Source organism: Qipengyuania intermedia (genome assembly GCF_019711615.1).
In the GTDB taxonomy this organism is placed as follows: Bacteria; Pseudomonadota; Alphaproteobacteria; order Sphingomonadales; family Sphingomonadaceae; genus Qipengyuania; species Qipengyuania intermedia.
Genome location: NZ_JAIGNS010000002.1, coordinates 771482 through 790740, shown reverse-complemented (window position 1 = coordinate 790740; position 19259 = coordinate 771482). Strand labels below are relative to the sequence as shown.

At 57.8% G+C, this 19259-nt stretch carries 22 protein-coding genes and 1 tRNA gene; 10 read left to right on the top strand and 13 right to left on the bottom strand.

All coding sequences use genetic code 11. The features are described from left to right. Positions 1 to 2: 2 nt before the first annotated feature. Both K3179_RS10200 and K3179_RS10195 read right to left on the bottom strand, forming a co-directional pair. Positions 3 to 950, bottom strand: a complete 948-nt coding sequence (locus K3179_RS10200) for a tyrosine-type recombinase/integrase (RefSeq protein WP_221564648.1) — start codon at positions 948 to 950, stop codon at positions 3 to 5. 75 nt (positions 951 to 1025) lie between these two features. Next, the gene (locus tag K3179_RS10195; RefSeq protein ID WP_221564646.1) at positions 1026 to 1328 is read right to left on the bottom strand and encodes a hypothetical protein; all 303 of its coding nucleotides are present in this window, start codon (positions 1326 to 1328) and stop codon (positions 1026 to 1028) included. A gap of 207 nt (positions 1329 to 1535) precedes the next feature. Here K3179_RS10195 and K3179_RS10190 point away from each other — a divergent pair, with 207 nt between their 5' ends. Beyond that, positions 1536 to 1748, top strand: a complete 213-nt coding sequence (locus tag K3179_RS10190; RefSeq protein WP_221564644.1) for a hypothetical protein — start codon at positions 1536 to 1538, stop codon at positions 1746 to 1748. A 503-nt stretch (positions 1749 to 2251) separates the two neighbouring features. Here the strand turns inward: K3179_RS10190 and K3179_RS10185 are convergent. After that, positions 2252 to 3241 carry a hypothetical protein gene (locus tag K3179_RS10185; protein ID WP_221564642.1) on the bottom strand — a complete coding sequence of 330 codons (990 nt, stop codon included), beginning with the start codon at positions 3239 to 3241 and terminating at the stop codon, positions 2252 to 2254. A gap of 80 nt (positions 3242 to 3321) precedes the next feature. On the opposite strand from K3179_RS10185, the gene K3179_RS10180 reads away from it, so the two are divergent. Both K3179_RS10180 and K3179_RS10175 read left to right on the top strand, forming a co-directional pair. Further along, positions 3322 to 3564, top strand: a complete 243-nt coding sequence (locus K3179_RS10180; protein ID WP_221564640.1) for a hypothetical protein — start codon at positions 3322 to 3324, stop codon at positions 3562 to 3564. Between the two features lie 399 nt (positions 3565 to 3963). Then, complete coding sequence (locus K3179_RS10175) at positions 3964 to 4644, top strand: recombinase family protein (protein ID WP_221564638.1); 681 nt, start codon at positions 3964 to 3966, stop codon at positions 4642 to 4644. A 121-nt stretch (positions 4645 to 4765) separates the two neighbouring features. On the opposite strand, the gene K3179_RS10170 is transcribed toward K3179_RS10175, so the two are convergent. Then, entirely contained in the window at positions 4766 to 4966 is a 201-nt protein-coding gene (locus K3179_RS10170) for a DUF6961 family protein (protein WP_221564636.1), read from the bottom strand. A 1060-nt stretch (positions 4967 to 6026) separates the two neighbouring features. Here K3179_RS10170 and K3179_RS10165 point away from each other — a divergent pair. The 4 genes from K3179_RS10165 to K3179_RS10150 all read left to right on the top strand — a co-directional run bounded on the left by K3179_RS10165 (position 6027) and on the right by K3179_RS10150 (position 8326). Next, positions 6027 to 6953: a PDZ domain-containing protein gene (locus K3179_RS10165; protein ID WP_221564634.1), complete on the top strand. Its 927-nt coding sequence runs from the start codon at positions 6027 to 6029 to the stop codon at positions 6951 to 6953. Between the two features lies 1 nt (position 6954). Next, positions 6955 to 7284: an excalibur calcium-binding domain-containing protein gene (locus K3179_RS10160; protein WP_221564631.1), complete on the top strand. Its 330-nt coding sequence runs from the start codon at positions 6955 to 6957 to the stop codon at positions 7282 to 7284. Then, positions 7281 to 7757, top strand: a complete 477-nt coding sequence (locus tag K3179_RS10155; protein ID WP_221564629.1) for a hypothetical protein — start codon at positions 7281 to 7283, stop codon at positions 7755 to 7757. Before K3179_RS10160 ends, K3179_RS10155 begins: the two co-directional genes overlap by 4 nt. A 212-nt stretch (positions 7758 to 7969) precedes the next feature. After that, positions 7970 to 8326 (top strand): Rap1a/Tai family immunity protein, encoded by a 357-nt coding sequence (locus tag K3179_RS10150; RefSeq protein ID WP_221564627.1) that lies wholly within the window; start codon positions 7970 to 7972, stop codon positions 8324 to 8326. Positions 8327 to 8564: 238 nt separating this feature from the next. Here the strand turns inward: K3179_RS10150 and K3179_RS10145 are convergent, their stop codons facing one another. From K3179_RS10145 to K3179_RS10115, 7 genes are all read right to left on the bottom strand, one after another. Further along, complete coding sequence (locus K3179_RS10145) at positions 8565 to 9032, bottom strand: DUF4145 domain-containing protein (protein ID WP_221564625.1); 468 nt, start codon at positions 9030 to 9032, stop codon at positions 8565 to 8567. A 671-nt stretch (positions 9033 to 9703) separates the two neighbouring features. After that, positions 9704 to 10834, bottom strand: coding sequence for a DUF3500 domain-containing protein (locus K3179_RS10140; RefSeq protein ID WP_221564623.1), 1131 nt, complete (start codon positions 10832 to 10834; stop codon positions 9704 to 9706). Positions 10835 to 10903: 69 nt separating this feature from the next. Next, positions 10904 to 10980: transfer RNA gene (locus K3179_RS10135), tRNA-Met, on the bottom strand. A 76-nt stretch (positions 10981 to 11056) separates the two neighbouring features. After that, the gene (locus tag K3179_RS10130; RefSeq protein WP_221564621.1) at positions 11057 to 11575 is read right to left on the bottom strand and encodes a 2'-5' RNA ligase family protein; all 519 of its coding nucleotides are present in this window, start codon (positions 11573 to 11575) and stop codon (positions 11057 to 11059) included. Beyond that, positions 11572 to 12525: an endolytic transglycosylase MltG gene (mltG, locus tag K3179_RS10125; RefSeq protein WP_221565563.1), complete on the bottom strand. Its 954-nt coding sequence runs from the start codon at positions 12523 to 12525 to the stop codon at positions 11572 to 11574. Before mltG ends, K3179_RS10130 begins: the two co-directional genes overlap by 4 nt. A gap of 22 nt (positions 12526 to 12547) precedes the next feature. Further along, positions 12548 to 13807: a beta-ketoacyl-ACP synthase II gene (gene fabF, locus K3179_RS10120; RefSeq protein WP_221564619.1), complete on the bottom strand. Its 1260-nt coding sequence runs from the start codon at positions 13805 to 13807 to the stop codon at positions 12548 to 12550. 94 nt (positions 13808 to 13901) lie between these two features. Next, on the bottom strand, positions 13902 to 14138 hold the full coding sequence (locus K3179_RS10115) for an acyl carrier protein (RefSeq protein ID WP_006834437.1): 237 nt from the start codon (positions 14136 to 14138) through the stop codon (positions 13902 to 13904). 155 nt (positions 14139 to 14293) lie between these two features. On the opposite strand from K3179_RS10115, the gene K3179_RS10110 reads away from it, so the two are divergent. Continuing rightward, positions 14294 to 14725 carry a ferritin-like domain-containing protein gene (locus K3179_RS10110; RefSeq protein ID WP_221564608.1) on the top strand — a complete coding sequence of 144 codons (432 nt, stop codon included), beginning with the start codon at positions 14294 to 14296 and terminating at the stop codon, positions 14723 to 14725. Between the two features lie 56 nt (positions 14726 to 14781). Here the strand turns inward: K3179_RS10110 and aspS are convergent, their stop codons facing one another. Continuing rightward, positions 14782 to 16599, bottom strand: a complete 1818-nt coding sequence (aspS, locus tag K3179_RS10105; protein ID WP_221564606.1) for an aspartate--tRNA ligase — start codon at positions 16597 to 16599, stop codon at positions 14782 to 14784. Between the two features lie 169 nt (positions 16600 to 16768). On the opposite strand from aspS, the gene rnd reads away from it, so the two are divergent. Together rnd and K3179_RS10095 are read left to right on the top strand one after the other, a co-directional pair. Further along, entirely contained in the window at positions 16769 to 17971 is a 1203-nt protein-coding gene (gene rnd / locus K3179_RS10100; RefSeq protein WP_221564604.1) for a ribonuclease D, read from the top strand. Then, positions 17968 to 18864: a hydrogen peroxide-inducible genes activator gene (locus K3179_RS10095; protein ID WP_221564602.1), complete on the top strand. Its 897-nt coding sequence runs from the start codon at positions 17968 to 17970 to the stop codon at positions 18862 to 18864. Before rnd ends, K3179_RS10095 begins: the two co-directional genes overlap by 4 nt. Here K3179_RS10095 and K3179_RS10090 read toward each other — a convergent pair. Then, positions 18861 to 19130 carry a hypothetical protein gene (locus K3179_RS10090; protein WP_157799373.1) on the bottom strand — a complete coding sequence of 90 codons (270 nt, stop codon included), beginning with the start codon at positions 19128 to 19130 and terminating at the stop codon, positions 18861 to 18863. The two genes, K3179_RS10095 and K3179_RS10090, sit on opposite strands and share 4 nt — an antisense overlap. Positions 19131 to 19259: the final 129 nt, after the last annotated feature.

Sequence of the window (19259 nt, the reverse complement as noted above, 5' to 3'; positions counted from 1 at the left end):
TGTCATGCTACCAACAGCCCACGCTCCATCTCACCCATGAGGTGCACGTCCTTCGCGGGATCATGAAACAGGTGGCCATAGACGTCATAGGTCATGGTGATCGACGAGTGCCCCAGCATCGTCTGAATCTTCTTCGGCGGCCATCCCTGCTCGATGAAAAGCGATGCAGCAGCATGGCGCATCGCATGAGGTGAGAATCTCGGAGTGCCCTTCCCATCGACGATGCCGCACTTGAGCATCAGCGGCTTGAAGACCCGATTGAAGATGTTCGAGTGCGTTTCGACGTTCCCGGCTCCATTCGGGAACACCAGGTCGAGAGCGCCGGCGGGGCAAGCCGGACGCCATGCTTCGAGCACCTTTTTGAGCTCTGGACCGAATGGGATCTCTCGGCGGCTGGTTTTGCTCTTGCACGAGCCCATCTCGCAGTAGCGGTCGGCTCGCTCTCGGACGGTGATGATATTCCGATCGAAGTCGATTGCTCCCCATTTGAGGCCACGAAGCTCTGACATCCGCATACCGGTAAGCAGGGCCGTCATGATAAGCGGCCTGTGGCGATCCGGCGCACTTGTTAGCAGGGCTTTGATTTCGGTCTTGGTGGGGAAGACGCGATCAGGTGAGTGACGATCGGCTCGCCGTAGCTTCACTTCCCGAGCGACATTGTGCTGCACGAGACCTCGTTCTTGTGCAGCGCTAATGATCGAGCGTAGCGTGGTGAGGCACTTCTTCGCCATAGCACGAGTGCTATCCTGCAGCATAGCATCTAGGAATTCGCGAACGTCTGGCGCACTCAGCTCGTTGAGCAGCAGATGCCCTATCTTCGGCTCAATGTGGTTCTTTACATGCCCACGGTATGAATGGAGCGTGGCTCTCTCGAGCTGCTCCAGCTCGCAACGCCGCATCCAGATCTTCGCAGCGTCGCTAATCGTCACGTCTTTGTGGGGGGTGTTCAAAATTATCTCCTATAACAATGAGTTAGTGACATCATTATATGAGATACGGAGTGATTTGTCGGGCAGGACTTTCGCCTATTCGCTGGGTTTTTTCGCCTTCAATCGCTGCCCTCGCGCCTGGACATCCTTCGTGCTGCGAAGCACCGACGCCATGTTGTCGATCAAGAATTTCTCACGCTGTAGAACGTCTGCGCGCTGCCAATGGTGGCTGAGCCTGTCGGCGATACTCGAGGGCTTCTCAGCTAGATACCCAGCGAGCTGCCGTGCGCGATACATGTTGAACTCACCAGTTTCATATCGATCCAGGATTTCGTCGTGACCGTCCTTCTTGAGCCGCGCCGCCCAATACGTATTGTCGCGCTTTTTTGTGCTAGCCATTCACGCAATGTGGATACGTCTACATAGACGCGTCAACGTTTTGTCGAAGCCGAAGTAGGGTTGGCTTCGCGCTCATTGCCCATCACCAACGCTCATTGCCCACCCGACACCCTTCTCAGTCGCTGACATGGTGCTCAAACCGACAAAAACAAAGGTGTCACCATGAACGTCTACCAAGTCAGCGATATTGAGTTCGAACCAATCATAATGCTCACTGATCATCACGAGCGAGCCATTTCCAAGTTTCAATGGGCTCTTGCCGGAGGGCTTGGTTTCCTCCCTCCAGTGAACTTCACGCTATCGTGGATCGATCCCACGACCCTGCCGTCATATGCGAGCCTCGAGCAGCTGATCGCGGAAGACCTCGAAGGCTTCGTTAACTGCCCCCTCGGGACGTGGGGACGCTTCGACTTCAAGTAGTGTCCTACCCAGTCGATGCGCTGCCTGAGCTTGACGAAAGACTTCTCGCGCTCCGAAACCTTGCAACGCATCGACAGTCCCTCCTGGGGGCCGAAACCCGTAGAAATGGACAAGTCCTAGGGGATTTGCACTTCCTCCACCCGGAACGTGCCAATCGCCGGGGTCTATTGACGCGTTGCCCTTGCAACAGGCTACGCCACACTCCGAAGCGTTCTCTTTCTCAGAAATGAGAAGCCATCTCCCAGCTGCGAAGCAGCTGCGGAGTGGCTCGTGTCGGCGCCAGCTTGCTGGCGACGGCACAACTAATCTTTCTCATCTATAGGGTGTGTAGGGGGGAGTCATGCCTCCCACCTCTCATAGATTCAGTAGGAATCTATTACACGTCTGCGATGTAACACCTCATTTCGCCCGAAACCCATGGATTCCTGCGGCGTTGGACTGACAGCTCAAAAAGTGGTCTTATCATCCGATGTAACAGCTCACGGCCGGGTTGCCCTGCAATCTTATGTAACACCTATTGAGACAGCTGGATGGTTGAATTTTGGCCATATCGGAGAGCCGCCATTGTATCCGGCGCTGGATTCTAGTTTCTTAATCAGCAACAGATCTCGCTTCACCATCTGCCTGAGGCTGGTGTGCCCATACTCATTGATGCGCCCCTCCTTGACCGCGATCGTTGCGATGCGGCTGGGATTACGATCCTGCCCCGTGTAGCGTGCGAATTCGCGCGACCACCAAACACGACATACCCGTGCAATAGAACGCGACGGATACCTCAATAGGTATTTGGGCGGCTGATCTCTTATAATCGCCTCATGCAGCGCGATCGCGCGCAGCTTTGTCCCTTCATCGAGACCAGACCGCAAGCGATCTAGATCCTCCCCCGACTTCCATGCTTGCCTGAGACGGTGCCGCTCTTTGCCAGCAGCGATATTAGCGGCTTTTCGCTCTTTTTCGATCCAGTATTTGCGGACGTAAGCGGCATTCGCATCGGCGAATTCGGCAATCTCGAGAGGATATGTCAACGCCGACCAACCGCGGTGGTTGAGCTTCTCACAGGCCACGTCGAACCCGCCTTTGCGTAACCCACCAGCCTTGCTCCATGCCTTGAAAGCTTCGGCAAAATCGCTGTCGCGTCGTGCAACCGCTTTGATGCGCTCGAGAACGACTGACTTGCAGGCTTTGGCAGCGAGGCATCGGTCACACCGTGAGTTATGCTCCTTGCGCCCAGTTCTATTGACATACACAGGCTTGAGGTGAGCGTGTCTGAGCCACGCCGTCGGAATTCCGAAGCACGGTTTCTCAGCGAATTGAGGAATCGAGAGGATATTCCCCAGCCCGTCAGTCTTTACCTGCTCTGGGCTAAGCTCAGGCTTCTCAGGCAAGCCAAAGCCATTGCCAACAGGATCCTCCCGCTTCCAACGGAAGCTTTTCTCTTGATAGTTCAATAGATCCAAGCGCTGCACGCGCCGATCCCTTTTTGAAAGGGACATATGGGCTCTCCCTTAGCATCACCGAATCCTGGGCGACGCATAAAAAAAATTCATTGGGTGGTTTCAGGTTTTCAGAGCTCATGACGCTGCCGCGCTTTGCGGCAGCGCCAATTTCCTCTCCAGTCTTCAGGCCTTCACAGTTTGGTGGCGATGCCGACCAAGGGTTAAGTCTCTGGAATTCCGAATTCGCGAGCGATGGATCGAATGTGTTTGATATTCTGAAAGAAATGATGCGCGGCCATGATCGCTTGTCGGGTTTCGTCATTCAGATCGGTGAAAACGCCAACACGGGCGTCGATCACATTCGCTACAGCTTCAGCTGAGAGCTCGATCACACGATCACCGTCGTCTAGGATGTCACAACATGCCATGTGGCCAAGCCACTGTTCAAAGCTCTCAGTGCAATTTCCGCTGAGGCCAAAGGCAGCGTCTATTCCATCCAGAATTTGAAAATAGGTTGGGTCGCTCTTCAGGTTGCTACTCATAAGGAATCTCCGTTGTTTCGATTTCACACCGCGCGGGTCGCTCAGTGAGTAGCGAAACTATTTACGCACATTCCTGACGCGGTCGCGTGGCCAATTTTGTTTCCGCTTTGTCCTGAGAGCCCCTTCCTCGCGGCAATAAATTTAGTCACTTTTTCGTGGACTTATCGGGGCAATCGCCAATCTGCTTTCCGCAGAGTGTTTACATTTATGGCAACCCTTGCTGCAGGCTTCGCACCTATGGCCGCCCTCAAAGGAAAATATGTCGCCTACCTACGCACTTCTGAGCTGCCCCACTCTAGGCTTAAGCGATCGGCACAGAGCGAGGCGATTGACCAATTATTGGAGCTCGCTCCGGCAAGAGTGATCAAGGAGTTCAAGGAGGTGGAGCCTTTGATTTCCGGCAAGCGACCAGCCTTGGAGGATGCGATCGCATTCTGCAAAAGAGAGAATGCGAGATTGATCTTCGGAAAAATGAACCAAATGCGCGGCCTCTTGAAATGGCTTGGCCGGCTGCACGAGGAAGGCGTCGGAGTTGCAGCAGCAGATGTCCCTGACTTTAGCCGGGACTACTATTGGCGCCTCTACAACCGAGACAGGTCTTGGCGCTATGCCATGAGCGACAAGGTGACTGAAGCACTAGCCAAAGCCAAAAGCGATGGTGCAATGCTCGGTGGATCTCGTGGAAATCCTGAGGTCCTCAAGAAGGGGCCGGCCCGAAGCGCCTCAGCTCGACAGGCAAGAGCGAGATGGCGCGACCGCACAACGTTCACGACTATCGAGTTGGTTCGCACGCGAGGCGTGACCAGTCTTACCGGCATTGCAGAGCGGCTCAATCAGATGGGCCTCGCTGCACCTCGCGGCGGCGCGTGGAGTCCGACCCAGGTGCGCCGGATCATCCGGAAATTCGAAGAGCAATAATTCGGGACTAGCGGCGCTCGGTTCCATGTTGCCGAAAGTTTGCCTTAAACTGGTGTTCTAGTTCAAGGCAATGTCACTCCGCAGGTCAACCGAAGGCGCAATAATAGCCGTTAGATCAGACCTAGTTCGGCTCAGCAGTTAACGCATCCCGCAGCTCGACATAACGTCGCGCCACCTGCATCCAGAGATTTTGGCCTCCTGGATCATCGACGCTTTCAAAATGTAGCACCCTCCCGGCGATGAACTGTTCCGCGTCTTCACCGTGCTCCCGGTCGACCCAAAGCGCCATGGCCCAGATCTCTTGCTCGCGTGTGATGGTCATTGCCATCTCCCGTGCTGCCATATCTGCATACCGACACTTTTTCGTTTTCCTACTTGGAACATATGTGGAACAAACCGTCATCGAGTCGGAGGGTTTGATGATTGTTCTAAGTCCGCCAATGCTCGCTGCAATAGCATGCATCATAACTGCATGCGCTGCGCTCGTCTGGTCAATCCGTCGCAAGCCATGAGCTCGAAGCGTTTAGACAACATCGCTGACTACAACAGGCATGGATACTCACTTCGGGTGGACTGCCTTCAATGTCGGCGAGTAGCGATCCTCAACCCTTTGGAGATCGCAATGCACTGCCAGCGGCGTGGATGGTCAAAGCAGGTCGCAGCAGTCGAAAAAAGACTGAGGTGTTCTCAGTGCGGAAGCACTCGAGTGAGGTTGGGCCCTGGTTCCGGTAGTTAGTTGGGTCAGCATTGGGCCCGCTCACGTCTCGGCGCGTTCAGGCCAAACCAAGTAAAGTCTTCATTTTCAGTCGTTACCCTCTAGACTATTAGCTTCGTCAGGAGGAGTCATTGATTGAGCTACTTATTTTTGCCGCGGCCATAGTGCCTGCTGGTGAGACCTTCACTTGCACGCCGACCGCGGTGTGGGATGGTGATGGACCTATCTGGTGCGAGGAGGGACCTCGTGTGCGTCTCTCAGGGATCGCTGCGCGGGAATTAGACGGCTCATGCAGCCCAGGACACCCCTGCCCCGATAAAGACGCCCAAGAAGCGCGAGACGCGCTTGTGCGGCTGGTCGGGAAACCCACCGGAGTGGGGCGACACGGGCATATAGAGGTTCGCGGTCCTGCGATGACGTGCGTCTCAGACGGCTCTGCTGGTGGAAGTCGAACAGCTGCATGGTGCGTCTCCCCGGTCGGCGGTGACATTAACTGCGCGATGGTGTCAGGCGGTTGGGCGGCGAGATGGGATCGGTATTGGGGAAGTCATCGATGCTGATCAACATTAGCTAAATTTTAGTGATCATAATCAACTGGTTATCTAGACAACGTTACTAAACCTCTCTTATAGCGAAAATTCTGCATTCATGCAGTATAGGGGGAATAATGAACAAGTATCTCATCGCAGTCGCGAGCGTATCAATCGCGTGCACCGCAACACCTGCTTTTGCTGACGAGCCTTTCGCGGTCACGCCAAATGGACGGGCCGAAATGATGTTCGACGTTCCGGCGATCGAGACTGCAGACCTCCTTGCCGGCTCGTGCATGAATAATAATTGGGCAATAAAAGAGCAGTCTCCGCAGCATGTTCTATGCGAGGCTCCCGCGACGTTTGGACAGTCGCTGTTAGCCAACCTCGCAATGGGCAACAATTATTCGACGCCCCCTCGCCTTTATTACCGCTTCTCGATCGTGCAACTCTCGAATGAAACACGAGTGCAAGCGAATGGCTGGATGGGCCTGCAAACAGCGTTTGGGCAGAACCGGGAAATGGAAACCAACGTCAAAGGATTCCACAACAACGCAATGGACCTCATGCGTTCAGCTGGTGGGCGGTTTCCAGAAGGGACTATCTTCCCGAACCATGTCTATATTGGCGTGGACATGGAACACACTGAGAGTCCAAAAAAAGGCATGGTTATCACTGGACTTGAGCCTGATAGCCCATTCGCGAGGGCTGGCCTGCGCGAGGGAGACGTTCTTTATCGCGTCGCAGGTGAACGCTGGAAAGGCTACGATGATATTTATGATGGCCTTCACAAGGCCACAAAGGAGCCAACTTACGAGGTTGAATTTTATCGTGGAAGTGAAAGGCACGATGCCACCGTAACTGGAATGTATCGTGCTGAGGTGGGACCTCTGCAAGTTGTGAATCCACCGTTTGGTTCGAGCGAACCTACGCAAACAGTTGTTGTGCAAAATGAGATGTCAGCGGCCGACGAGCTTTCGAAATTCGCAGACCTCCTTTCGCAAGGCATCATCACTCAGGAAGAGTTTGATGCACAAAAAGCGAAACTCCTGGGACTGAACTGAGATGGGTGAGCGTGTGAGCAAAGGGAACTGGCCACTGGTTGTCGGTGCCTGGGCCTTTCTCGCTCTTCTTAGCGGGCCTTTTGCCACTCCGCTGCTAGCGCACCCTGGTGGGTTGGCAGCTGACGGATGCCACAATGACCGCAAAAATGGAGGCCGCCATTGTCATCGGGGGCCGAGCGCCGGTGAAACCACTAAGTCTCGGCGTGATGGAACTGTCTATTACGCGAACTGCACCGCAGCTCGTGCGGCTGGTGCTGCACCGGTGCGCCGGGGTCAGCCTGGGTATGGACCACATTTAGATCGCGACAATGACGGGGTTGGATGCGAATGATCTTTAAGTTCATGCAGCTGAAGGTGACAAAGGCGGCGCGATTAGCGTCGATTATTGCCCTTACTTCAGCGTCCATTTTTTCGCAGGCTGCTTCTGCCCAGACCTTTCCGGACCTCGAGTTGATTGTCGAGGGCCTGCATGATGATGCTACCAAATGCGGTGTTTCTGAAATGGCCATCGAAGCAGCGATGAAAAGTGCTGCCCGCTACAATAGAATCAACCTGAAGAAAAATTCGGACTACATTCTTTATGTGAACGTGCATGCAATGGATGATGTGGGGATTTGCATAGTATCGGTAGACGTCGAAATATATGGATACGATTTCGCGAAGTTTGGGAATGAAAACAAGTTTGCTCGCACAGTGTTCTGCCAAGACGGTGGAACAGGCAGGATCAAAAAAAGCGGGGGCTCAACATACCTTTTGGATTATTTGAAACAGTCCTTCGATCGCTGCTTATCGAAAATAGAATAGTGCCGAACCGTAGTCTTCGTATCTTTCAGCAACAATACCCCGTTAGGACAATCGGGGCTGCCACGACTCTGAGCGCTTCATACCAGTTGGACGCAAGCTTTCGTGAAGCGAAGCATCGCGATTAGCGGGCCATCTCGCTCAACCTTGCGCAGCCTCTGACGGCTGCCTAGCGGATGATAGCTTTTACAAATTATTGACTTGGAGAGATACATATGCGTTCCGTCCTAATCGCGGTCCAGATCTGCTCAGCGCTTCTGATCGCGAAGCCCGCCAACGCAACTCCCTACGCGGGCGCTGTGGAAGAGTTGCTCGAAGGCGAGGAACTAGAGCGCTCAATCGCAACGGTCATGGTTAGTTCGATGGCAGAAGGCATATTTTGGGCAAACACGTTGAATGACGTGAGGGGTTTACCTCAGCATTACTGCCCACCCAAACAGTTAGCGATCATAGACGAACAATACGTGCAGATTTTCAAAACCTTCATGGAGGCGAACGAGGAAGAGCGCGAGAACCCGCTTGGTTCAGTATTGCTTCTAGCGCTTAGAGACGCTTTCCCCTGCACGGACTAAATCGCGCCAATAATCTCAGGCGGGTGTGGAGTGAATACGGCACTCCGCCCCACCCAAGTCACTCATGGACAAAAGACTTGAAGGAGGGATAGGGACTTTGGGAAACCGGAACGCCTTATTTTTGCAAAGAACGTTTATCTCGTCACTCTTTCTGAGGTAGTCTTCCTTTCTGTTGGCACAACCGGCCGTTGCCGAGCCGGACGCGGACACTCTTCTGGAAAAGCTCGACCAAAGAGACTCACACGCTAAGACCTTCCTTGTTCTTCGCTTTATTCAGTCCTCGCGTTACTCGAGCAGTAATGACGAATAGGAAATTTCCGAGCGCTTCCGCGAAGTCCAAACACGCTTGAGCTTCCTCATAAGATATGTGTGGGTCGCTGTCGTCAGCATGGCGCGGGCGATTGGCTTCGAGCCTAACGTGATGCGCCCATTCGGCCATATCTGCTGTGAGTAGGTGAGCATCCCTCGCCGCGTTTATTCGTTCGTAGATCGATCCCTTTTCGTATCCCTTTGCTTTCAACATGGCGTCCACCGCCGATGCCGACATAACAGCGCAAGCATCCGGAGAAGCTTTCGTTTCATGAGCTTGGCGTAAATAGGTTTGGGCTCGCTCAGGAAGTTCGGCCGAAACATCTGGAAGAGGCGGGAACATCGCCTTGATATAATTCAGCGAATTGAATCCAGATTCTCCCGCGACGGTGATCATTGATCCGCAACTAATGCACATGTTGATTGCCCAGGCGCGACTTTCTTGGCCATCAGAGCGGGGTGTCATCCCCTCAGACGCCCATACCTCAATAACGACTGGGTGCGAAATTCCGCAGTGCGGGCACCTGCGAATTCCTATGGTCTTTGGCACTCCGTCGTTCACTCTACCCCTGTCGCGATAGGCCACTCGCATTTCCCCGTCAGCTATGTGTTATCTAACCCCGCCTAACTCTTACAACCTCGGTAAATTGGCGCGCCCGGCAGGATTCGAACCTGCTGTCTCAATAATCGAAGTCTAATCCGTCTGAGGCGTTATAGTTAGCTCGAAGTCCACACCATCCACGGTCATGAATAATGTGAGTGTTCGGCCCTCACCAAACACACAATCTATGTCTGTCGAAGGGTCGCAAACGCTCTCAAGTGCAGCTGTAAACTTAGGCTCAAACTCTTCGGGATCGAACGGGCTATCCATTGCAGCCTCGCATGTTACATCCATGTTGCACAGAGCGGCCGAGAGTGTGACGGTTTCGACGGAATTACAAGAGATCAGATTTGCAGCATGCGAGGCACGCCACTCCGCGCCAGTTAGTAACACAATCTCTTCAAAACATGTCGAAGACCTTGGTAGCGGAGGAGGGACTCGAACCCCCGACACGCTGCTTGCCTTATCTAATCCTGATGAGCTTCCGTGTAATGTCGCTCAAGCCAGTCAGACCCATAGTCATTGGACGGGTCGCGGATAATTGAGTGCACGTGGTTAAAAGCTCCACCAGGTGAGGGCTCGCGGACGTAGTCGATAAGCACTGAAGGTCCTTGAACCCGAAACATATAGCGCCCCCTGGGCGCGTGTGTCGCACCCCACCATGCAAATCGTAAAGTCTCTGGCCCGTCCGCACTGATTGCAGCGCGCTGGCGCTTGGCTGCCTCCTCCGACGCATCCTCGAGATACTCGTCAATCAGACTATCCAGCAGGCTTCGTTGCACCTCGTTTAGGTCGGAAGCTTTGATGCCGAAGAACGTTTCGTGGCTTGCCTGATTGCCCGGTCCGGCAAAGACGTCGCTATCGACTTCGACCGAAACAACAGTTCGCTCGAGCTGGCCTTCGTCGAGCGAACTCAGCAAGGCCAGTGCCTTGTCAGCTTCATGCTGCAATATCTGCCAGCCAGCGTATCGGCCTTCTTGCACAATCTGGGGATTCGCCCCCAAAAACATCGGAGTAAACGCGATCCGATCACCGGAAACGGTGAAATTGGCAGCGAAGTGGTGCCCGGTCACCAACCAACCCCAATTTTCGTCTTCCGGCGCTCCAAAGACCGTGACGTAAAATTTCTCGGCGTCATAATTGTCACCGAAGGCGATTCCCTGAGCCTTGCGCGGATCACTATCCGGCAATTCTGCCAGCATCGCATCGAACATTTCGCGCAGCACATCCTCGTGCCACATGATCGTCGCCGACTTGAGATAGCCTTGGCTCGAAAGAGCTGACACCATCATTGTATGCAGCGCGCGGCGTTGTTCGGAAGACATGTTTGCCACGACCAAGCCTGATCTTGGCGCCATACTGACTGGGAGGTTTGACCAGCTAGTGCGGGTCACGTTGTCTTCCAGTGCACTGGTGACAGCTTCTCGTTGTTCTTCCGTTAGCGTGTCGAGGAAGGCCGATGTGGCTTGCTTCATGTTTGCTACCCGCATCGCTTCCAATTGAGCGACTACAGGCTGGTGGGCTTGCGCCTGCATCGCAGGAAGCGCCCAAGCGGTAACAACAGCTGCATGAAATAAGGATCGCGCGAAAGCACTCATAACCAATCTCCCCCGGACCCGCCGGAAGACTATGGCAGTCGAGCGCCAAGCACAAATCTTGATTGGTTCTGGTAGCGGAGGAGGGACTCGAACCCCCGACACGCGGATTATGATTCCGCTGCTCTAACCACCTGAGCTACTCCGCCCCGAAAGGCCGTGCGGCGGGCAAATGCCCGCTCGGCAGGCGGCGCATTTAGGGCGCGCGCGCCTATCGGTCAACACTCATTTCCCGCGAAATGCAAAGCGGCGCAGAAACTCCCATGGGCCGCCGCGGTAAGCGTAAAGCGCAAGGCCGCGAAAGGCGAAATCGCGGGGCTGGATGACGCCCTCCAATTGCGCCTGCAAGGCCTTGGCTTCCCGCGAAGTGACCTTGTTCTGGATCGTCACGTGCAGGCGCGGCCGGTGCTGATCCTGGTTGGTCAGCATGCCGTGAAAATGATCGGCGATCCGGTCGCGCAGGTCGAGCATGGCGGGGCTGACAAGCTTGATGGCGGTGCCTCCGCCGAGCGACATGAGACCCTCTACCCTCCCCTCGACCGGCGCCGTTTCACCGACGAGGCGCGCAAGGTAGCGACGGACCTCGTCCTCGCACTGCGCCGGCAGGGCATGGAACAGCGTAACATGCGCTTCGAGGTAATTGCGCTCGGGCGGAAAATGCTCGGTCCGCAGGTCGGTGAAGCGAGCGTGAAGGTCCTCTGGCAGCTCCGCCGTCAGGATCAGGGGCGCATCGCCCCCGCTCACATCTCACCGCGTTCGCGGCGCAGGGCGAACCACTTCTCGACGTTGGCATTATGCTCGGCCAGCGTCTCTGCGAAGGCGTGGCCGCCCGTCCCGTCGGCGACCATATAGCGCGCTTCGGTAGGCTCGGGATCGAGCACGGCGGCAATGGATTCGCGGCCCGGATTGGTAATCGGCCCCTTGGGCAACCCGACCATCGAATAGGTGTTGTAATCGTTCACTGCGGAGATTTCCGACTGCCGGATGCGGCGGCCGAGCGGCTTGCCCTTGGTGATCGGGTAAATGATCGTCGGGTCCGCCTGGAGCAGCATGCCGTCCTTCAGACGGTTCGAGTAGAGCCCGGCGACCATGCGCCGCTCTTCCGGCACTCCGGTTTCCTTCTCGACGATCGAGGCAAGGATGAGCGCATCCTTCACATTGTCGACCGCTATGCCGTCCTTGCGGCGCGGCCAGGCCTCGGCGAGGTAATTCTGCATCGCGGCCTGCATGCGTGCCAGGACGGCGGCCCGTTCCTCTCCGCGTTCGAAATCGTAGGTGTCGGGCAGGACGCTGCCTTCCTGCGGCACCGGGATTTCGCCGGTCAGGTGCTCCTGCGCCATCAGGCGTTCCCACACCAGGATGGAGGGCATGCCTTCGGGTATGGTGACGAAGCGGCGAATGACGTCGCCCGACTGGAACATTTCCAGGATCTGCGACTGGCTGGCGTTTGCGGGCAGGAGGAATTCGCCCGCCTGGATCGGATCGCCGCCGCCGAATATCTTTGCGCGCAGCAGGAAAGCGTCGGCGGACGCAACCACGTCTTCCTCTTCCATGCGGTTGGCCACCGAGGTCAGTGTCGATCCCGAGGGCACGATGAAGGACGTGTCTTCCTCGATCTGGGCGGAGCCGAACCAGCCGCTGGCGAACCATACGGCTGCAGCAGCAATAACCAGCGCGGCAACCGCGCCGAGCATCAGCGCGGAGCGTTTTGCCACCTTAGTCGACCTTCTTGACGATCAGCGAAGCGTTGGTGCCGCCAAAGCCGAAACTGTTGTTGAGCGCGGCTTTCACTTCGCGTTTCTTGGCCGTGTGCGGGACGAGATCGACGCCTTCGGTGCCTTCGTCCGGATCGTCCAGATTGAGCGTCGGCGGCACGATCTGGTCGCGGATTGCGAGAATGCAGAAGATCGCTTCGACCGCACCCGCGCCGCCGAGAAGGTGGCCGATGGCCGATTTCGTGCTGCTCATGGACGCGCCGCACAGATCGTCGCCCAAGACGCGCTTTACCGCGGCGAGTTCGATCGTGTCCGCCATGGTCGAGGTGCCGTGCGCATTGACATAGTCGATGTCGCAAGCCTCGAGGCCGGACTTCTTGAGCGCCATGCGCATCGCCAGTTCCGCGCCCTTGCCTTCGGGATGCGGGGCGGTAACGTGATAGGCATCGCCCGACAGGCCATAACCCACCACTTCGGCATAGATCTTCGCTCCGCGTGCCTTGGCGTGTTCGTATTCCTCGAGGACTACGACGCCCGCGCCTTCGCCCATGACGAAGCCGTCACGGTTCTTATCGTAGGGCCGGCTCGCCTTCTCGGGCGTGTCGTTCATGCTCATGTTGAGTGCGCGCGCCTGCGCAAAGCCTGCCACGCCGAGCGGGTTCACGGTGCTTTCCGCGCCGCCCGCCAGCATGATGTCGGCATCGTCGAGCGCAATCATGCGCGCGGCATCGCCGATCGAGTGCGCGCCGGTCGAACAGGCTGTCACCACGGCGTGGTTGGGGCCCATCAGGCCGTATTTGATCGAGACCTGGCCGCTGATAAGATTGATCAGACGGCCATGGACGAAGTGCGGCGATACGCGGCCCGGACCGCGTTCGTGCAGGACGATGGATTCGCTCTCGATGCCCGGAAGGCCGCCGATGCCCGAACCGATCGACACGCCGGTGCGCATCTTGGTCGCTTCGTCCATGTCTTCGAGGCCCGCGTCTTCGATCGCCTGTCCGGCCGCGTCGATGCCGTAGATGATGAAGGGATCGACCTGGCGCTGGACCTTGTGGTCGACGCGCTTGTCGGGATCGAAGCCGTATTCGTGGTCCTTGCCTTTAACCTCGCAGGCGATCTGCGCCTTCTGGTTCGACGCATCGAAGCGGGTGATCTTGCCCGCCCCGCTCTTGCCAGCGATGAGATTGGACCAGGTAGTCTCTACGTCGCCGCCCAGGGGGGTGACGAGGCCAAGTCCGGTAACGACCACACGACGCATGTAATTCTCCGCGTAAAAAACAACAGGCCCGGCCCGCTATCGGGTCGGGCCTGTCCGGTCCCGCTTCACGCGGGAAATTGAGCTTCGGAGGGAATTAGCCCTTGTGCTCTTCGATATACTTGGTCGCATCGCCGACGGTGGTGATCTTCTCAGCCGCATCGTCGGGGATTTCGACGCCGAACTCTTCTTCGAACGCCATGACCAGTTCAACGATGTCGAGGCTGTCTGCGCCGAGATCGTCGATGAAGCTGGCTTCCTGCGTCACCTTGTCGGCTTCGACGCCGAGGTGCTCGACAACAATTTTCTGCACGCGGTCGGCAGTATCGCTCATTTTATTCCCTCTCGAATTCATGCGGGTTAGCAAATTGGCTTTCGCCCTAATCAACGGCGCGGCGCAGCGCAAGGGCAACTCGTCCGGTTGGTCGAGCCAAAAGTGCATCTGGACCGTTTGCTGGTCATCTATCACTTTGAAAAGGTAACGAAAACATGTCCAGCACCGTATTCAAGAGCCTCACCGATACGACCTTCGATTCGGTCGAAGGTTACCGCCAGGCTGGCGAGAAAGCCGATAGCCCGCAGTTGAAGCAGGCCCTGCAACAGCGCTGCCAGAGCCGGGAGCAAACCCTGCAGCAGATGAACGCCGAACTGCAGCGCCAAGGCGACGAGCTTGTCACCAAGGGCACTATGACCGGCGAAGCGCACCAGATGTGGCAGAGCATTACCAGCGCGTTCGAGAACAACGACGAAGCCGCCGCAGAGCGCGTCGAGGAAGGCGAAGACTACATCAAGGGCAAGTTCGAGCAGGCTTTGGAAAGCGACCAGCTCGAAGCGCAGGAACGCGCCATCGTCCAGCAGGCCTACGCCGAAATCTGCGAAGGCGAACGCTTCGGCGATATGATCGCGAAGCAGTACGACTAAGTTTGCCTGCTATCGAAATAAGGGGCGCGGAGATCGGTCTCCGCGCCCTTTTTTTATCAGTCTCCGGCGCGGTCCACGCGGGTCGCCTCGGCGCCCTGCGGCTTGGGCGCATCCACGGTGCGAATGTGCACATCGCGCAGCTGGCGCGGGGAGACGAGATTGGGCGCGCCCATCATCAGGTCCTGCGCCTTCTGGTTGAGCGGGAATGCGATCACTTCGCGGATGTTCGGCTCGTCTGCGAGCAGCATCACGATGCGGTCGATACCCGGAGCCGAGCCGCCATGCGGCGGTGCGCCGAGCTTGAAGGCTTCGATCATGCCCGAGAAGTTCTCGTCGACATCGGCCCGCGTGTAACCGGCAATTTCGAATGCCTTGTACATGATTTCCGGCTTGTGGTTCCGGATCGCGCCCGAGGACAATTCGTAGCCGTTGCAGACGATGTCGTACTGCCACGCCAGGATATCGAGCGGGTCGTTGGTTTCCAGCGCTTCCATCTCGCCCTGCGGCATGGAGAAGGGGTTGTGGCTGAAATCGACCTTCTTGAGCTCTTCGTCATACTCGAACATCGGGAAGTCGACGATCCAGCAGAACTTGAAGCAATTTTCCTCGATCAGTTCGAGCACTTCGCCGACGCGCGTGCGGGCTGCACCGGCGAGCTTGGCCGCGTCCTTTTCCTTGCCCGCGGCAAAGAACAGGCCGTCGTTCTCGCCAAGGCCGAGTTCGGCATAGAGCTTTTCCATGCCTTCCGTGCCGTGGTTCTTGGCAATCGGGCCGCCGAACTCGCCGCCCTTGCGGGTGACATAGCCGAGGCCGGCAAAGCCTTCCTTACGAGCCCAGTCGTTCATTTCGTCGAAGAACTTGCGGCTTTTTTCGTGGGTGTTGGGAGCCGGGACCACGCGGACGCGACCGCCGGTGCCGACGATCTTTTCGAACAGGCCGAAACCGGACTTCTCGAAGTGGTGGGTGACGTCCGAAATGACCAGCGGGTTGCGCAGGTCGGGCTTGTCGGTGCCGTATTTCAACATCGCTTCGGCATAGGGGATGCGCGGGAATTCACCGGCGGGCGTCACGGTCTTGCCGCCAGAGAATTCCTCGAACACGCCAGCGAGGACCGGTTCGATCGCCTGGAAGACGTCTTCCTGCGTCACGAAGCTCATTTCGAAGTCGAGCTGGTAGAATTCGGGGCTGCGGTCGGCGCGCAGGTCTTCGTCGCGGAAGCAGGGCGCGATCTGGAAGTAGCGGTCGAAACCGGCGACCATCAGCAGCTGCTTGAACATCTGCGGCGCCTGCGGGAGCGCGTAGAAGCGGCCCGGGTGAAGGCGGCTGGGCACGAGATAATCGCGCGCGCCTTCGGGGCTTGATGCGCCGAGGATCGGCGTCTGGAACTCGCTGAAGCCCTGTTCGGTCATGCGGCGACGCAGGCTGGTTATGACCTGATTGCGCAGCATGATGTTCTTGTGAACGCGCTCGCGGCGCAGGTCGACGAAACGGTACTTGAGGCGCGTTTCTTCCGGATAGTCTTCCGCCTGGTTGACGATCAGCGGCAGGTCTTCCGCACGACTCTGGATTTCGATTTCGCGGGCGAAAACCTCGATCTCGCCGGTGGGCAGGTTCTTGTTGACCGCCACTTCGTCGCGCGCCTTCACGGTGCCGTCGATAGTGACGACCGATTCCAGCTTGAGCTTTTCGAGCACCGGAAGCGCCTTGCTGTCGCTGTCGGCGACGATCTGCGTGATGCCGTAATGGTCGCGCAGGTCGACGAACAGGACGCCGCCATGGTCGCGCTTGTTGTGCACCCAGCCGGACAGGCGAACGGTGTCGCCGACATTCTCTTTTGTCAGCTGAGCGCAGTTGTGGGTACGATAGGCGTGCATCTGGAAGTCTTTCCAATTTGGGATGTATGGCGCTAAGGGCGCGAGCGTGCGCGCTCCTTTAACAGGAATCGCGCGCGCTAACAGGGCACCGGCGGGTTTTTGTCAAGGTTTTGGCAGATGCGTGCGGCGGTGCGGGGGCGGTACTCCGCTCGCAACAAGAAAAGACACGATGAAAATACACGACCTGATCACGACCACCGATGCCCTCGCCGACTTGTGCGAGCGCCTGGCGAAGAGCGAATTCGTCACCGTCGACACCGAGTTCATGCGCGAGAACACCTACTGGCCGGAACTGTGCCTGGTGCAGATCGCAAACGAGGAAGAAGCGGCGGCCATCGATCCGCTGGCGGAAGGCATCGACCTTGCCCCGCTGTGGGATTTGATGTGCGACAATGAAGACGTGCTCAAGGTCTTCCACGCCGGCGGGCAGGATGTGGAAATCGTCTACAATTTCACCGGCAAGACGCCGCACCCCATTTTCGACACGCAGATCGCGATGATGGCGATCAGCCAGTCCGAACAGATCGGCTATGCCAATCTGGTCGAAAGCTGGCTCGGCTTCACGGTCGACAAGGGCGCGCGCTTTACCGACTGGAGCCGCCGCCCCCTGACCGACCGGCAGATCGAATACGCGATCGGCGATGTGACCCATCTGTCCAAGATCTTCCCCAAGATCCTCGACAAGCTGGTGAAGACCGGGCGCGGCGCTTGGCTCGATGCCGAAATGGACAAGCTGGCCGATCCCGCGAATTACGCCAACGATGCCGATCTCGCCTGGAAGCGCATCCGTTCGCCCGGACGCAATCCATCGGTGCTCGGCCGCCTCAAGGCGCTGGCAGCATGGCGGGAAGGCGAAGCGCAGCACAAGAATATCCCGCGCGGCCGGATCATGCGCGACGAAACGCTGGCCGACATTGCCAGCCATCCGCCCAAGAAGCAGGCCGACCTGACCAAGGTGCGCGGCCTGTCCAACGCCTGGCGCGACAACGACATCGGCAAACGGCTGATGAAGGTGCTCGACAAGGCGGAGCCGATGCCGAAGAGCGAGATGCCCGACAAGCCGAAGCGCGGCGCGCCGCTCGGCAAGGAAGGCGCGCTGGTCGCCGACCTCCTCAAGCTGCTGCTCAAGATCCGCGCGCGCGAAATCGACATTGCCGCCCGCCTGCTTACCCGGGCGGACGAAATGGAAGCGCTGGCCGCAGGCGTTCGCAAGCTGCCGATCCTCGAGGGCTGGCGCTACGAGGTCTTCGGCAAGGATGCGCTCGAACTGGTCGAAGGCAGGCTCGCTTTCGCGGTCAAGGACGGCAAGCTGCTGATGACGCATATCGACGACATGGGAAGCGAACTGAGCGAAGCGCAGGCGGCAGAGTGAGTACCTACCTCCCAACCCTCAAGCAGCTGCAATATCTCGTGGCCCTGCACGAGCATGGCCATTTCGGCCGCGCGGCAGAGGCCAGCTTCGTGTCGCAATCGACCTTGTCGGCAGGCATTCGCGAACTGGAATCGCTGCTCGGCGTGACCCTGGTTGAGCGGAGCCGCCGCGTGGTGCGCTTTACGGCGCTGGGCAACCAGGTGGTCGAGAAAGCGCATCGCATCCTGCGCGAAGCGGAAGAACTGGCCGATCTCGTCCAGGCCGCTGGCAAGCCGCTGGCGGGGCAATTGCGCATGAGCGTGATCCCGACAATCGCGCCCTTCATGCTGCCGCGTTTCCTGCCCCGGCTGCGCAACGAAAGGCCGGAACTCGAACTGTTCCTGCGCGAGGAAACCAGCCAGGATGCCGTGGAATCCCTCCAGCACGGGCGGGTCGATTGCGTCCTTCTCGCCCTGCCCTTCGCGACCGGAGAGGTGGAACAGGCCCATATCGCGGACGATCCGCTCTATGTCGCCTTCCCGAAGGACGACCCGCGCGATCCGCCGGAAACCATTTCCGCCGACATGATCGACGAGGGACGGCTGCTCCTGCTGGAAGACGGCCATTGCCTGAAGGAACACGCGCTGGCGGCCTGCAACCGGCCCGAATTGCGTGGCAGTGCGACCATGATCGGCACCAGCCTGCACACGCTGGTACAGATGGTCGACAACGGCCTTGGCTTGACCATGTTGCCGCAGATGGCGGTCGATGCGGGTATCCTGAACGGCACCGAAGTCGTCGCGCGCCCGCTAAAGAGCAAGGCGGCAAGCCGCGAGATCGCGCTCATCTGGCGCAAGAACTCCCCGCGCCGGGACGATTTCGAATTGTTGGCGGAAGAATTGCGCGCCGGTTAGGCGGCGAGCGGTTCGTCGTCCTGCTTGACCTTGGACTTAAGGTAGCGGTCGGCCTTCTTCACGACGAACATCGGGACGATCACGCTGAGTGCGATCCCTGCGAGCGAGCAGAAGGCGATCCAGATTGCCATCGCCGTACCGCCGGACAGGTACAGTCCGTAAAGCACGGGCGCCGCGAGCACGAGGCCGCGGATCTCGTTGAAGATGATCGCAACAGCGCCGACCTTGAGCAGCGCCGCGAGGAGCATGTGTAGCGTGGCAGTCATGCGAACCGTTGTAATTCTTGTTGGTAAATAAACCGTTGAGCACCGGGCACGTATCCCCGCCCCGTCGCGAATGCGGTGCGACTGGTCATGTCTTGCATGCGCCCCTAAAGGTGGCTGTGCGGCGCCGAT

Excerpts from the sequence above, each read along its gene's own strand:
- K3179_RS10195 (WP_221564646.1), bottom strand. The coding sequence starts at position 1,328 with ATGGCTAGCACAAAAAAGCGCGACAATACGTATTGGGCGGCGCGGCTC.
- K3179_RS10190 (WP_221564644.1), top strand. The coding sequence starts at position 1,536 with ATGCTCACTGATCATCACGAGCGAGCCATTTCCAAGTTTCAATGGGCT.
- K3179_RS10185 (WP_221564642.1), bottom strand. The coding sequence starts at position 3,241 with ATGTCCCTTTCAAAAAGGGATCGGCGCGTGCAGCGCTTGGATCTATTG.
- K3179_RS10180 (WP_221564640.1), top strand. The coding sequence starts at position 3,322 with ATGACGCTGCCGCGCTTTGCGGCAGCGCCAATTTCCTCTCCAGTCTTC.
- K3179_RS10175 (WP_221564638.1), top strand. The coding sequence starts at position 3,964 with ATGGCCGCCCTCAAAGGAAAATATGTCGCCTACCTACGCACTTCTGAG.
- K3179_RS10170 (WP_221564636.1), bottom strand. The coding sequence starts at position 4,966 with ATGACCATCACACGCGAGCAAGAGATCTGGGCCATGGCGCTTTGGGTC.
- K3179_RS10165 (WP_221564634.1), top strand. The coding sequence starts at position 6,027 with ATGAACAAGTATCTCATCGCAGTCGCGAGCGTATCAATCGCGTGCACC.
- K3179_RS10160 (WP_221564631.1), top strand. The coding sequence starts at position 6,955 with ATGGGTGAGCGTGTGAGCAAAGGGAACTGGCCACTGGTTGTCGGTGCC.
- K3179_RS10155 (WP_221564629.1), top strand. The coding sequence starts at position 7,281 with ATGATCTTTAAGTTCATGCAGCTGAAGGTGACAAAGGCGGCGCGATTA.
- K3179_RS10150 (WP_221564627.1), top strand. The coding sequence starts at position 7,970 with ATGCGTTCCGTCCTAATCGCGGTCCAGATCTGCTCAGCGCTTCTGATC.
- K3179_RS10145 (WP_221564625.1), bottom strand. The coding sequence starts at position 9,032 with ATGATCACCGTCGCGGGAGAATCTGGATTCAATTCGCTGAATTATATC.
- K3179_RS10140 (WP_221564623.1), bottom strand. The coding sequence starts at position 10,834 with ATGAGTGCTTTCGCGCGATCCTTATTTCATGCAGCTGTTGTTACCGCT.
- mltG (WP_221565563.1), bottom strand. The coding sequence starts at position 12,525 with ATGCTCGGCGCGGTTGCCGCGCTGGTTATTGCTGCTGCAGCCGTATGG.
- fabF (WP_221564619.1), bottom strand. The coding sequence starts at position 13,807 with ATGCGTCGTGTGGTCGTTACCGGACTTGGCCTCGTCACCCCCCTGGGC.
- K3179_RS10115 (WP_006834437.1), bottom strand. The coding sequence starts at position 14,138 with ATGAGCGATACTGCCGACCGCGTGCAGAAAATTGTTGTCGAGCACCTC.
- K3179_RS10110 (WP_221564608.1), top strand. The coding sequence starts at position 14,294 with ATGTCCAGCACCGTATTCAAGAGCCTCACCGATACGACCTTCGATTCG.
- aspS (WP_221564606.1), bottom strand. The coding sequence starts at position 16,599 with ATGCACGCCTATCGTACCCACAACTGCGCTCAGCTGACAAAAGAGAAT.
- rnd (WP_221564604.1), top strand. The coding sequence starts at position 16,769 with ATGAAAATACACGACCTGATCACGACCACCGATGCCCTCGCCGACTTG.
- K3179_RS10090 (WP_157799373.1), bottom strand. The coding sequence starts at position 19,130 with ATGACTGCCACGCTACACATGCTCCTCGCGGCGCTGCTCAAGGTCGGC.